The organism is Bartonella sp. AC535YNZD (assembly GCF_042196625.1).
Taxonomy (GTDB): Bacteria; Pseudomonadota; Alphaproteobacteria; order Rhizobiales; family Rhizobiaceae; genus Bartonella.
Window position 1 is genome coordinate 1 of sequence record NZ_JBHIQP010000021.1, and the last position, 12,425, is coordinate 12,425.

The 12,425-nt window shown below is 34.2% G+C and carries 12 protein-coding genes and 3 pseudogenes; 6 read left to right on the plus strand and 9 right to left on the minus strand.

Annotated elements, in window-relative coordinates:
• Positions 1-235: 235 nt before the first annotated feature.
• The 5 genes from ACFIM8_RS08420 to ACFIM8_RS08440 form a co-directional block, all read right to left on the minus strand.
• The gene (locus tag ACFIM8_RS08420) at positions 236-859 is read right to left on the minus strand and encodes a lambda exonuclease family protein (protein ID WP_375614774.1); all 624 of its coding nucleotides are present in this window, start codon (positions 857-859) and stop codon (positions 236-238) included.
• Position 860: 1 nt separating this feature from the next.
• Complete coding sequence (locus tag ACFIM8_RS08425) at positions 861-1,688, minus strand: recombinase RecT (RefSeq protein ID WP_375614775.1); 828 nt, start codon at positions 1,686-1,688, stop codon at positions 861-863.
• 72 nt (positions 1,689-1,760) lie between these two features.
• Positions 1,761-2,219, minus strand: coding sequence for a hypothetical protein (locus ACFIM8_RS08430; RefSeq protein WP_375614776.1), 459 nt, complete (start codon positions 2,217-2,219; stop codon positions 1,761-1,763).
• Between the two features lie 113 nt (positions 2,220-2,332).
• The gene (locus ACFIM8_RS08435; protein WP_375614777.1) at positions 2,333-2,713 is read right to left on the minus strand and encodes a hypothetical protein; all 381 of its coding nucleotides are present in this window, start codon (positions 2,711-2,713) and stop codon (positions 2,333-2,335) included.
• Between the two features lie 245 nt (positions 2,714-2,958).
• A complete protein-coding gene (locus tag ACFIM8_RS08440; protein ID WP_375607567.1) occupies positions 2,959-3,285 on the minus strand; it encodes a hypothetical protein in 327 nt (108 codons plus the stop codon).
• Positions 3,286-3,397: 112 nt separating this feature from the next.
• Between ACFIM8_RS08440 and ACFIM8_RS08445 the strand changes: the two are divergent.
• Together ACFIM8_RS08445 and ACFIM8_RS08450 are read left to right on the plus strand one after the other, a co-directional pair.
• Positions 3,398-3,720, plus strand: a pseudogene (locus tag ACFIM8_RS08445) (hypothetical protein).
• 10 nt (positions 3,721-3,730) lie between these two features.
• Positions 3,731-4,246, plus strand: a complete 516-nt coding sequence (locus ACFIM8_RS08450) for a hypothetical protein (RefSeq protein ID WP_375607566.1) — start codon at positions 3,731-3,733, stop codon at positions 4,244-4,246.
• A gap of 282 nt (positions 4,247-4,528) precedes the next feature.
• On the opposite strand, the gene ACFIM8_RS08455 is transcribed toward ACFIM8_RS08450, so the two are convergent.
• The gene (locus tag ACFIM8_RS08455) at positions 4,529-5,239 is read right to left on the minus strand and encodes a hypothetical protein (RefSeq protein ID WP_375607564.1); all 711 of its coding nucleotides are present in this window, start codon (positions 5,237-5,239) and stop codon (positions 4,529-4,531) included.
• Between the two features lie 75 nt (positions 5,240-5,314).
• On the opposite strand from ACFIM8_RS08455, the gene ACFIM8_RS08460 reads away from it, so the two are divergent.
• The 4 genes and pseudogenes from ACFIM8_RS08460 to ACFIM8_RS08475 all read left to right on the plus strand — a co-directional run.
• Positions 5,315-5,782 carry a crossover junction endodeoxyribonuclease RuvC gene (locus ACFIM8_RS08460; protein ID WP_375614778.1) on the plus strand — a complete coding sequence of 156 codons (468 nt, stop codon included), beginning with the start codon at positions 5,315-5,317 and terminating at the stop codon, positions 5,780-5,782.
• Complete coding sequence (locus ACFIM8_RS08465) at positions 5,782-6,150, plus strand: hypothetical protein (protein ID WP_375614779.1); 369 nt, start codon at positions 5,782-5,784, stop codon at positions 6,148-6,150. Before ACFIM8_RS08460 ends, ACFIM8_RS08465 begins: the two co-directional genes overlap by 1 nt.
• Before the next feature lie 293 nt (positions 6,151-6,443).
• The gene (locus ACFIM8_RS08470) at positions 6,444-7,256 is read left to right on the plus strand and encodes a hypothetical protein (protein WP_375614780.1); all 813 of its coding nucleotides are present in this window, start codon (positions 6,444-6,446) and stop codon (positions 7,254-7,256) included.
• Positions 7,257-7,476: 220 nt separating this feature from the next.
• Positions 7,477-7,659 (plus strand): annotated as a pseudogene (locus ACFIM8_RS08475) (hypothetical protein); the annotation flags it as partial.
• A 1,380-nt stretch (positions 7,660-9,039) separates the two neighbouring features.
• Here ACFIM8_RS08475 and ACFIM8_RS08480 read toward each other — a convergent pair.
• The 3 genes and pseudogenes from ACFIM8_RS08480 to ACFIM8_RS08490 all read right to left on the minus strand — a co-directional run bounded on the left by ACFIM8_RS08480 (position 9,040) and on the right by ACFIM8_RS08490 (position 11,163).
• Positions 9,040-9,911 (minus strand): annotated as a pseudogene (locus tag ACFIM8_RS08480) (hypothetical protein).
• 148 nt (positions 9,912-10,059) lie between these two features.
• Positions 10,060-10,437, minus strand: coding sequence for a hypothetical protein (locus ACFIM8_RS08485; RefSeq protein ID WP_375607562.1), 378 nt, complete (start codon positions 10,435-10,437; stop codon positions 10,060-10,062).
• 84 nt (positions 10,438-10,521) lie between these two features.
• Positions 10,522-11,163 (minus strand): hypothetical protein, encoded by a 642-nt coding sequence (locus ACFIM8_RS08490; RefSeq protein WP_375614781.1) that lies wholly within the window; start codon positions 11,161-11,163, stop codon positions 10,522-10,524.
• Positions 11,164-12,425 lie beyond the last annotated feature (1,262 nt).

Consider the following 12,425-nt stretch of genomic DNA (forward strand, 5'->3'; position numbering starts at 1 on the left):
GTGTTTTCTACTTATTGGATTTTTACGAACATCACATAAAGTTTTGATATTGTTTTCTATGAGACAACTAAGATAATTCTCAAGGGACCTACCTTCATAGCCAATGGTAAAAAAACAAAATTCCTCATCTTTAGCAGGCTGTATGATAATATGTTTGATGTTACACACGTTTAATTTCCTTATGTAAAAGGGCGGAGGTGATTGTAGATATGCGTTAGACAACACCCCCATAAGGTTAAGCAGCTTTTGTAGAGAGTTGTTTTATCTCTCGTTCTATCTCTGCTAAAAAGGCTTGGACAGCTTGATTGATCTGTTCAATTTGTTGATCATCACGGAGAACACGCTTGACTTTCATGCGCAAGTGAAAGAATTCTCCCGTAAAACGTGGATCATAACTTACGAAATCACACCATTTTCGTCCTGTACAAGCCATTTGGAATTGCATTTGTGCGTGATATTCTGGTTTGATTTCGTCACCTATACAAAAGCGCATATGTGTTACTGATCTCGGGCATTTGACTTCGATTAAACCGTCTTCTCCAATGAGACCATCAGGACTAGCCCCCGCCATTTCTATTGTGGGGTGTTGGATAAAGCCGCATTTTGTTATATCGGCATCATGAATGAAGCCATATTCTCTCAAGGCATCTTCTTCATGTTCGATACCCCATCTCATATCTTCAGTTTCATAATAGGGGCTTGTTTCTCTTGTTAAGCGCTCTGTTATGAGTTTGATTTTGTAGTCTTCATATTTGCTCGTAGGCAATCCTTTTGTAGTTTTATTGAGTATGTTGTAAATGTTTGATGCGGTGACTTTACCCAAGCGTGCTTGGAACCATTCTGCTGTTCTTTGTTCCATCTCACACCGCCGTTCTTTGTTCTTGTGGTCCATATTCGATATCTTGGACGTGAATATATTCGGCATCTTGTATAGGCGCCTCTATTTGCTTTTGTTGTCGGAAAGATTGTTCTTTTTCATGCTGTCTCTTTTGCAAAACATCCAAAATCCTTTGTGCTACTTCATCAGGAAGATCTTCAAGCCTGTCGACTTGTGCATAATCAAGCACTTTTTCTTCTTCTGTTTGAGTGATGTTTATTAATTGTTTGATTTGCGTAAGCACATCATAAGAAACTAACTTCGTTTGTACGTTATGGTTTGTTTCATTGATACGTTTTGCTTCATCTTCTTCATAAATACCGGAAAGCCCGAAAGCATAGCGAGCACACTGTATAGTAGCTTTATGGCGCAACATACGTGCGGGGTATTTTTTCCAAGGGTCACTGTGGCCTTGTTCGCATTCTTTGAGATATTCGGTGACTTCGATAGGGTCTTTAATGCCTTTGAGACGAATAGCACATTTGATAGCAATGAGATTCCCGTCTTTATCGAGTTGATCTTGAAAGGTCATGCCATCAAAGTCAGGATTTGATTTGATGATTTTTATCCAACCGTCAATAGAAACAACGGGTATGATGCCGCCGCCTTTTTTAGGGAGAGCATAGATTTCTTTTGTTAAAGGGTTAAGTCCATAAGTATTGGCAACAAAAAGAAAAACGGCAAATTCTGCATCAGAGATGGCATTAGCATTTTTATCTCCAATACAAGTTTTTATGATTGTGGTTCGAAATTCTTCAGCAGAAAATCCATATTTTCCTGCCATTTCTTTTAAAAAAGTAGAATTTGTCATTATTGTTTCCTTGATTTGCGCGCAATTCCCCCGTGGCGTGAATCACGCTGGTGTTAAAAGGCTGGTTGGTTGTTAGAAAGGAATGTCGTCTTTTGTTGAAGAGTCGCCGTTCTGGGCGGTCATAGTTTGTTTACAATCTTCTGAATTATCATAAATTTTTACATTGCCATAAATTCTTGAATCGGCATCAATAATCACATTTCCATAAATTTGTGTGTGTCCAAAAATATGTCCATCATATATTTTGACGTTATTATAAATTTTTGCATTGCCAAAAATCTCGGCACAATCACCAATTTGTGCTTTATCATAAACCTTAGCACTATCGTAAATCTTAGCAAAACAATACGCCTTGGCATCATTATAAATCCAGCAATCGTCTTTTTGACTTAAATTGTCTTCATACTCTACAAAGCCGCCAAGGTCGCCTACTTTAACATCATCAAAATCTTTTAATGCACGTATGCGGTAAAGCGTAAGGTATCCATCAAACTCAATTGTTTCATCAGTCATTTCGTATTTTTTTTCCATGGTTTTACTCCTTTAAGTTAGATTCTGCCTTTGTCGTTCTTGCAAAAGAATGGCATTGCATTGTGTGGTGAACTTTTTGAAAAGGTGGCGTCTTTTAAAAACGCCTTTAGCTTTTAAAGCACATCACAAGGACGCAAACGGTGTTGTTTTTCGTAAGAACCATACATTGCATCATCATATTCGCGCTGTTTTATATCATCTAAAAAAAAACCGTATGCTGTGCTGTGTAGAATAAAATCGTGAGGTATTTTGCCATCAAAACACTTTTGTTCACGTAGTTTGAGATAAAACTCAGCAATATCTTCAGAGATATCTTCGCAACGATTAGTCGTTGGTTCTACGCGCAAAATTTGGACAGCATTATCGGTTTGGTCGATAAAATTGATAATGTCCTTTTCTTCTAAGAAAGGACCAGATTTAGCGAGATTTTGTTCTTCATTTTCGCAGATGACTAAGAGAGTTTCATCAGAATTTATAAACACTGGTTTTTTCACAAATGCCTCCATACAGCCTATTGGAAAAAGTTATTTTCTAAGATATGGAGTGAACATATTTTCGATTTTAGAATAAGTCAATACAAATTTTCTAAAATAGAAAAATTTTTTTTAGCGATAGACAAATAGTCTACACAAAAAAGTAACCTAATTTACATTTCAATGTGGAGAAAATTCTTTATGAAACAGTATAAAGAAGCTTTTAAAATATTTTTCGTCATTAACAAATGAGCAAAAACGGGTAATTATTTTTCATCTTCTTCTTGCAAAGATCGTAGAAAAGAAATGACAGCTTTTCTATGTTCTGGCTTTGCGGAAGAATATAATTTAAAAAAATAATCATCACAATTATCGGGTATAAAATGAGGGGGGAGCGCTTTAAAAAATGAAGTTAATCTGACGAGTTCATCAGCAGATATGCTTCTATTTTCTTTATCATCATCAACAGAAAGCATCTTAGATACAACAGATGTATGAAGTCCCATATGTTTAGCTAGTTCAGTTCGGGACCCATGACCCATTGTTTTAAGCTTTTCATTTGCCCAAATTTTTATTTCTTTCTGAATATCCATACTTACCAGTATTCCTTTTGTTAAAAAAAATATCAACATTTCTATTTTAGAAAAAATATTGATATTTTTTCTAAAATAGAATAAATACACATTTGATAAATAGAGAAATAATATGAATATCAAAAATTCAGCAGTTACGATTATAAAGTATTTAGGTGGTGCAAAACGTGTGTCGTTGATTTCTCAATCCATGTATCTGCTGTTTATAAATGGACTTATCCTTTAAAAAAACTAGAGGGTAAAGGCGGCATTATACCAGCTAAATACCAAATTATGCTTTTAAATTATGCGCGAGATCATGGGATAGATTTGCGCCCCGAAGATTTTTTTTATCCCGAGCGCTTGCAGAGATTAATGCAAGAGCAACACCCCCCAATGTCGAAAATTTGCAAGAGCCGCGTTGTTGATCAGACGGGCGATAGATTGCAGCATTAAGGAGATCAAAATGAGTTCGAATGAAATTTTATGGATAGCAGTGGTTTCAGTTTTGCTCTTAAGCGGAGTGATGTTTCGTATTGCATTGCATTATCGCGACCAAGTTAAAGCACTTAAAGAGCAGGTTCAAGATATTAAGAAAAAAATGAGAGAGAATGAGTTTAGGTATTTAATGGAAAGCAAGCAGACAATTGATGAATGTGATGCGGATCTTGAAGAACGTGACAAGGCAATTAAACAACTGAAACAAAAGACTGAAGAGCATGAAAAGGCGTTCAGAAATGTAAGTGAAGTTGTAATGACACTTGAAGCAGATGTTCAATCATGTGATACGGAAATTGATGCACTAAAACAAAAGATAGATGCGTATCGAGAAGACTTTACACGGAAAAGTGAAGAGATACGTGCACTAAAAGCAGATGTTCAATCACGTGATACGGAAATTGAGAGACTAACACAAGAGCTTAATCAGCGTGATGAAGCAGTAAAAGAAAAATCTCATAAAAATAAGAAGAAAGGTAAGTGAGGAGATAGAGATGTGTCCAGAAGAGCTTAAGTACTTAGCTAAATATGTCACATTAATAATTTGTAACGTAGTGGCATTCTATCACGTTTATTACTTTTATAAAAAGACAAAAAAATTGAGAGATGAGATAATGGAAAAAGATAAAATAATAAAAGAGCAAGAACGGATAATTCAAAAATTACCTTCTTTTTGATGATTTCTATCCTTAATAAGTTTAGAAATAAATAAAAAGGGGTTTAAAGTGATGAGCTTTGGAAATATGGATGTAATTGTAAAATAATTCTAGTCTTTTAATTTATTCCAAAAATCGCTGTCCTGTTTTTCTGTCCAGCGAAAAAATCCAAGGCAAAAAGTAGCTTGAAGCGTTTCTTCTGGATTATTAGGAGCAGTGTGTTCAACTATAATGGTTATAGGTTTTCTGATTTGTGGTTGTTCAGGATTCAGTGTTAAAATAATTGAAAATGCACTGTCACCATTCATACTAAACAGATCAAAAAAGCCTTTCGGCTCTGGCCGTAATATGGGGTTTATTAAATCAATATGTTTCGAATTTTGTATGATTATTTTAAATGCATTTTCTTTTCTCTTAGGATTTTGAATGTGAAGGAGATTGTTAGGATGGTATGCTTCAATAAATTTAAATGGGCTATTTTCTGCTATCTTAATGCTATTTATTTTAACTATTTGTTTTGTAGAATTATATAGGACTAATTCCATGTTAAGTTCTATATCATTAGGATATTTGGGACCTAGCTCATTTACTCCTTTATATACATTATATACTTGCAGTTTGGACCCTAATTCTCGCATTTTTTTGTCAGCCAACAAAACGGAGAAATGTTTTTCTGCTATTTCATTTTGGTTTTGGAGTTTTTGTAATTTTGTATCTATTTTTTTTGCATCTTGTTTTCTAAACCAAAAAAGGAAAATTCCATTAAGAATAGCAATGACAGTAGTGTCTAATGCACTTATCCATTTAAGTATTGTTTCCATATTCGATACTCCCCTCTTTCCTTCATTTTCAGAAAAAAACACCTCTATAAAACACATTTTGTATGGAGCGGCGCGGTGATTAACACGATTCTTTGTTTTGATCTAGGTACGCGGACTGGGTGGGCGATACGTGGTGCAAGTGGTGACATGTTCAGTGGTACCGTGAATTTTCAATCGCGCCGTTTTGAAGGCGGTGGAATGCGTTACTTGCGTTTTAAGCAATGGCTATCAGAAATAAAGCAGACAGCAGGTCAAATTGACGTGGTGTATTTTGAAGAGGTGAGGCGTCATAAAGGTACAGATGCAGCGCATGTTTACGGCGGTTTGTTAGCAACGTTAACGGCGTGGTGTGAACAGCATCAGATACCGTATGAGGGGATACCAGTAAGTATGATTAAGAAAGCGATGACGGGGAAGGGGAATGCGTCGAAAGAAGAGATGATAGAGGCAATGTGTCTTAAAGGATACAAGCCATGTGATGATAATGAAGCAGATGCTTTAGCAATTTTATATTTGGTTAAAGAGAAGGAGATCTTAGAGTGATGTCCAGTCATAAAGTAGCGTGTGCAAATTTTAGTACAGATCAGTTTTTAAAAGAGCTTACAAGTTTAAAAGCGACAGAGAAGGCTGTTTATACAACACTTGTGTTGCTAATGAATAATAGAAAAGCGCCTCTTATCAATTATGCGTCTTGTTTATCGGGTTGGTGTGGGTGTTCAGTGCAAACGTTTAAAAAGGCGTTAGAAACTTTAATAATGATGGGTCTTATTACGCGTTTAGAGAATAGGCGCTTATGGCATAAGTCATTAGCTTTTGATCAAAGTGTTCAAAGAAAATATTCAGAAAGAGCTTCAAAAGCCGCTTTAGCAAGGTGGAGTAAGAAAAGAGAGGAGGCAATACATGTCCAGTAAATTACCATGGACGAGGCTTTTTGCAGACAAGTGGCTACTTGATCTTGCTTGTTTACCCGCAATTGAAGGCAATGTTTATATGCGATTGCGATTGCAAATGTTGCGTACTAGAGAGCCTCTTGTAAATGATGCGCAAATATTATCTCATTTTACGTGTTGCTCAGTAAAAAGATTTCAGAAGGCATTAGATTACTTATTTAGATCTGGACACATTATTCTTTCAGAAGATGGTCATTTGTGGTGTTCAGATGTTGAAGAAGAATTAAAAAATTCAGACGAAACTTTAAATAAGTTTGCAGAAAGAGCAGCAAAAGCCGCCAATACTAGAAAACATAAAAAACCAAGAAGAATCTTCAAGAGAGCTTCAAGATTCTTTAAGAAGTCTTCAAGATTCTTCAAGAGGGTACAATAACATTAACAATAACATTAACAATAACAAAAAAAATAAAAATATTATTTTATCAAAAAGAGAAATTGATTTTGAAAATTTAGAAACAAACGATTTTGTTGAAAAGGCAATCGAGTGTGATGATGTTCAATCAGGACAAATCAAAACGATAGAAACCAAACAACCAATCATTCACGAGCAAAATACCAACACTTCAAACAATGCTAACAACCGATGGCAAATTGACGAAGCGATGATTGAGAAATTGCCTTCACGAAAAGTTAAAAAGGTTGGTAAACAACTTTCAGAAATCGTTGATAAGATAATGCCTGCTTATTTTCCAGAGAAAGCAAACTTTTTTGAAGAAACCAAGAAAACAAGGGAAAAACAAGAAGTTAAAAGAATACTAGAAGATTTCAAACCCGATTTTCAATACGCAATTGAACAAGGATTAACGCATGATGAAGCCTTATCAGAATTTGAAAAATTTGTACGCTTTTCAAAAAACAATCCATGTCGAAATGCAAATGAACGCGATTGGCAAAGCGCTTGGGATAATTGGATTACGCATCCAGAATATGGATTGGTAATTAAGAAACACAAAAAATCAGAAGTGAAAAAACTATATGAAAGCGCATGTTATAAACCACCGTCAAACAATTTCGCAAATAACCTTTCAGAAAGCTTCAATCAACTTGCAACAGCGATCTACGCTTAAAGACACTTATGGATCCGAAAAAAACAGCAAAGTAGTGAAGTTTGCTGATGATTTTGAGAATAGATATGCGTTTAAATTGACAGAAAGGCACCGTACAGAGCGATTTAAAGATTTTGCGATAAAAACCACATTGAAATTAAAAACGCTTCTGTACGGTCCATTTTGAGGCAAATAAACCCATTGGTAAAGTTATGGATTTAGATAGGGGATATTAAACCAAATGTTTTTAAAAAAACGTAAACAGAAGGGGGAAAAAAAGTTCGTTGCAACAGCGGTTGGATATGCACCATGGGGATTAGGGGTGGCAGAGTATTTTTACAATCTTTACGAATATGATGATGGCACAAGAGAATATAAAGAATTTGACGGTGGTCAGTATCATGAGATACCTGAGAAAGTTGATATTCGATATCATATCAAAAAACACAATAAAGTCAATAGGTTGTGTGAAGTTATTTTATATGAATCCACTTAAGAATCCACACTTTTATACGTGATTCATTTGACTATTTTTTATATAAGATTGCCATGTATGAATAGACCATAAAAAGCAAATCATAATGTAAATATTATAACGCATGTAAACGTTCATATGAAATGAAAAGCCGATATCATTCATAACAGTTCATAAATTTTATGATACGTTTTTATCACAGCACAAATCACATTGTTTTAAATTTAGTCGTTTGAAAATATCGATAACATACGTTTAAAGATCACATCTTGTTTTAAAGATTGGATTGTTAATCACATAAAAGAGCAAATTAACATTCGCCAAAATTGGCGAGCGCAAAATAGAGAGCTGTCATAACAGCATCATCATAACACCGAATATTTTAAAGATTGCATAAAAGGATTAAGGATAAGATCGCTTTTAAAACGCTTTCTAAAAATTTAGAAAACGATAAAGAGGTATTTTATATCTTATGAAATGAAAAGCCTTTTAATGAATAGATTGCAGGCTAGTCTTTAAGAACGGAACTATTCGCTTCCACAAAAAAGTGGAGGCAAATAATGCCATGGCAGTAGAATTACTATCTACTTTAGATTTGGCACTAAAAACGTTTTAAAAGTTATAGTTTAAAAGTACGAAACTGTTGTAACATCATAAGGTATGAGATTTTACTTAATTTTGCTAGCCAAATATAGAGCGATTAATTTGCAAAGAAGTTTTGTTAAAAATATGCTTATTATGAAAGCCTTTCTAAATGAACGTTTAAACGTTTGAAACTGATATTTATAACAGTTTTTAAAGCCTTTCGTTTGATAAAAGCGGTTATTTATTTGTCTTATGAGAGATTGTTTTGAAAACCAATACTTGTAAATGTAAAAAACGAGTTTTGTTAAAGCTAACAAGCGTTTTGATTTTATAGAATGCGTTATTTGAATTCACTCAGCTCGATTTTGAGCTTAGTATATTGAAACATTTTAAAAGAAGCATTTTGATCATGTGCTTTATTTCAAATGCCCCCCTCACAAAGGAGGAGTTATGATTAATATGTTTGAGAGAAATGAAAAGCGTTTATAGGCTTTCTCATTCAAATGAGTGATTAAAGATCATACGCATTATTTACATTCCTTTTGATAAGTTTTCATATCTCTAATAGAGCGCTTGCAATATGATACGTTTTGTATATATGCATTCATTGCTCCATTGTGGATGATTATTTTTCTATCATTATAATCGTTATTTGAAAGCCGCGTCATATCACTTGACACGGCTTTTTTTGCATTCTTCTATAATGCGTTTATAGCCATCAAGAAGGCACCCCCATGTCTATTTTTATTCTGTTTCATCAACAATCTTGACAAGGTTATCGCTTTCATAAACTTCATAATTTATAGGAACTTCCTTTACTTTGCTTTTCTTGGTTAATTTCGCATTGCCATAAGCGCGACCCCAGACCTTAGTATAGAATAAAACCTTGGCATTGCCAAAAACAGAGCCATAAATTTCAGCACAACCGCCCACCAAAGCACCGCCATAGACCTTGCCATGTATTTTTGCACGACCATTAATAAAGGCATAATTATAAACCTTGGCATAGCTATGAATACGGGCAGAGCCAGCAACAATGGCACGACCATAGACGCGTGCATAACTAAAAACCGTAGCATCATAAGAAACATGAGCATAATCATAAATATGAGCATCAGCAAGAACGCGGGCAGCACCACTCACATGAGCATACCCATAAACATTGCCATAAACATGAGCATTGCCATAGACACAAGCATGGTCATAAATTTTGCGTATTGAGAGATGAAAGCCTTGCCATAGATTTCATAATTCCCATAGACTTGACCACAAACTTGAGAAAAATGTCGTATTTTTGCATTGCCATACACATGAGCATTTGCACCGAAAACCCATGCATCATCATTAACAACGGCATTGCCATAAACTTTAGCATTTCTATTAATACAAGCATTATCATGTATTTTTGCATTGTCAGAAACGACAGCTTCCCAAAAAACGGTAGCATTATCATAGACCCAGCAATTGCCATCATGAGAGAGATTGCTTTCATTTTCGATAAAACCACCTAAATCACCAGTCTTTACATCAGCAAAATCTCTAATGGCTTTAATGCGGTGTAAAGTATGACCAGCCACACAACGCGTTTCATTCGTAAATTCGTATTTTTTTGTTATAGGTAAAGAGACACAAGCGTCATCAGAAATTTGAGATGCAAGATTAATCGTTTCATTGTCTTCAATACGTGTATACCAATTAATAAAAGCCTTCCCATAGACTTTTGCATTGTCTCTTATAACAGCCTTATCACATACAGCGGCGTTATTAAAAACATGAGCATGTTTGTAAAAAAGCATATCCAAAAACCAAGGCATTATCATGTATTTTTGCATTGTCATAAACACTAGCAAAATCAAAAACCTTTGCATTATCACAAACCGTTGCATTATCGAAAACACTAGCATAATTAAAAACAGTAGCATTATCAGAAACAAGAGCATTATTATAAACACAAGCCTCATTAGCTACCCAGCAATTACCATCATGTGATAAGTTACTTTCCTTTTCAATAAAGCCGCCGAGGTCGCCCGCCTTTACATCAGCAAAATCTCTAATGGCTTTAATACGGTGTAAAGTATGACCAGCCACGCAATGTGTTTCATTAGTAAATTCGTATTTTTTAGACACAGTTATAGCGTTCATAGGTAACTCCCTAATCTAATATTCAAACAAATTTTTAAATGAAATGTTTAAAAGAGGGGCGCCCCCGCCGCGCCCGCGCATTATTTACGCAGCGTCTTTTATAGACTGGTCATTATAGACAATTTCTTTACTACAGACTTCAATATTATTGCGAACCCAAGTGTCACCTTTAATGACCGCATTGCGAAAAATCTTTACATTTGCAAAAATACAAACATATCCGGAAATTTTCGCATTATCATAAATTTTTGTATCATTAAAAACACAAGCGTAATAATGAACATGAGCATTACCAAAAATATGAGCATCAGGATAAATACGTGCAAAGCCATAAACATGAGCATTGCCATAAATATTGCCAGCCACAACCGCCTTGCCATAAACCCTTGCATTTTCATAAATACAAGCAATATTATTCACATGGGCATACCCACTTACAACGGCATTATCGTAAACCCTTGCATTGCTATAAACCTTGGCTTTACCGCCCACCCAGCAATTGCCATCATGGGATAAATTACTTTCACCTTGTATAAACCCGCCTAACTCACCTTTTTTGACGTCTCCAAAATCTCTTAAAGCGCGAATTCTATGAAGTGTTTTAAAGCCAACCTCTATTGTTTCACCTGTAAATTCATATTTTTTTGCAGGCTCTTGTTTATTAACAGATGTAGTTTCATTTGAAATGTTAGAGAGAAGGGGGGTGTTTTTTGATATATTTGTCATAATTAAAACCTTGTAGAAATACTCGTTTTGAAATTGACACCCTTATAAGAGCATCGGGCGCTCAAAACACGGCTACAAGTCCGTTGTTATGCTTTTCCCTCGCGAAGGGTATTGTATGGCATAGCTACACCCGACAAAATCATCATATATGCTAACAAAAGCATAAAAGATAGTCAGTTTTTATAACAGGATTAGGTTTATCGTAACCTATTCGCTTGTAGTTTAGTGTTTTGATCACTTGATTATTTATATAACAAAATACGTATTTATTGTCAAATAATATTTTATCTTTTTTGATATTTTTTTGTATTTTTTAAATACGTTGTGTATTGATAAATATCTTATGCTTATTAATTGCTTCTTTTATATTTATACGCTTTCAAATCTATATTATAGTCTTTATAAAACGATTGCGTTGTTTTTTGAATCTATACATTTATAATATTTAAAAACGCTCTTATAATGCGTATTTTTATCTTTATAACCCATCAATTTTTTCACTAAATGAATTTAAAATTTTTTGTGAATTTTGTTTATAACACATTTGCAACTTAACAGCTTTTTATAGAGATGGTCTTTATAACCAATGCATTCATTTGCATCTTTGCTTTATTTAAACAAAGCTACTGTTTTTACGCATTCTTTATAATTGCTATATGCTTTATATAGCCATGGCATCATTTTTATAAGAGAAACGATAAATAGGATATAGGATAATTGTAATTTATAGACTGTTATGAAAACACTTATGAAAACATCTCAATAAAAACTGATAATTATAGAGATTAGCAAAATCCTTTTTAATAGGCTTTTGTCATTTTGGTTAGTTCTTTTTAAAAGACAAAATTATATTTTTTAGTGAGTCATTAAAACATGTCTTATGAAAAGCGTATGACCCTTTAAAGCCTTTCAAAAGATAGCTTGTAACTTATAAAGAATGCGATCAAGACCATTATGGTTTTGAGTTTTGACGGGGTTTTGAGTTTTGACGGTTGCCTCTTTTAGATAAAAAAACGATAAAAAGCAAAAACGTTATTTTTCAATGCGTTAAGATTTTACAGATCTTAAAAAAACAACTCATATTGATAACACAACCTCTAAATTCAACTAATAATATACGTTTTGAGGGGGGGTTGACGGTTTTTACACCTTCAAAACCTATAAGCAAAATGAATATATATAACTCTCTTTAAACAAAGCTTTTGAAAAGGATAAAGCTATCATTTTAAATTACGATATAATCTCTTAAAGGCAATCCAAAT